Source organism: Nitratidesulfovibrio oxamicus (assembly GCF_015731765.1).
Classification (GTDB): domain Bacteria; phylum Desulfobacterota; class Desulfovibrionia; order Desulfovibrionales; family Desulfovibrionaceae; genus Cupidesulfovibrio; species Cupidesulfovibrio oxamicus.
The window spans coordinates 1-652 of the sequence record NZ_VRYY01000732.1 but is presented as its reverse complement, the minus strand read 5'-3'; the positions used below and the strand labels follow the sequence as shown (position 1 = coordinate 652).

The 652-nt window shown below is 73.2% G+C and carries 1 protein-coding gene; it reads right to left on the bottom strand.

Annotated features, from left to right (window positions below; translation table 11 throughout):
• A partial coding sequence (locus tag FVW20_RS17785; protein WP_196610626.1) for a ComEC/Rec2 family competence protein occupies positions 1 to 652 on the bottom strand: 652 nt, incomplete at both ends.

The window sequence follows — 652 nt, the reverse complement described above, 5'->3', positions numbered from 1 at the left end:
CAGCGAGCAGGCCAGGGCCAGCTTGCGGCGCGGAATGCGCAGGTACACGCCGGGGGACATGCGCCCGACCAGCAGGGCGACCGCTGCGCCCAGCGCGGCGGCGGCGCACAGGTGCATGCCAGACAGGGCGATGGCGTGGATCAAAGAGGCTCGGGCCACAAGGTCCAGGTCGCGGCTGTCCAGATGAAAGCGGTCGCCCAGCACCAGCGCGGGCAGAAACGCCCCCGCCGGGGTGGGCGGTTGGGGAGCGTTGCCGGGAGCGGCCACAGCGGCGGATTCCGGCGCGGGTGCCCCCGGCCCAAATGGCCCCTGTCCGGGCGTCTCCTGTCCTGCCGTCCCCGAAAGGGATGTCCCCGATACGAACGCTTCTGCCGAGGCCTTGCGGCGGGGATTTGCGCCGGTGCTCTTTTTTGCGGGCGGCTTCGTGCCAGCGGCGGCCGCCGCATCACCGTTCCTGGCGTCCGGCCCGCCTTCAGCGTCCGGTCTGCCGTTTTCCGGCGCGCCATGCAGGGCGATGGCCCGCAGCATGGCGGTGCGCAGATTCTCGCGGAACGTCCACCCCGCGGACGGGCTGCCCTCCACCCGGGGCGCGCCCTTGACGCGGGTGGTCCAGGCGCGGAAGCGCACATCGCGCGAGGCCCAGAAGGCCGCG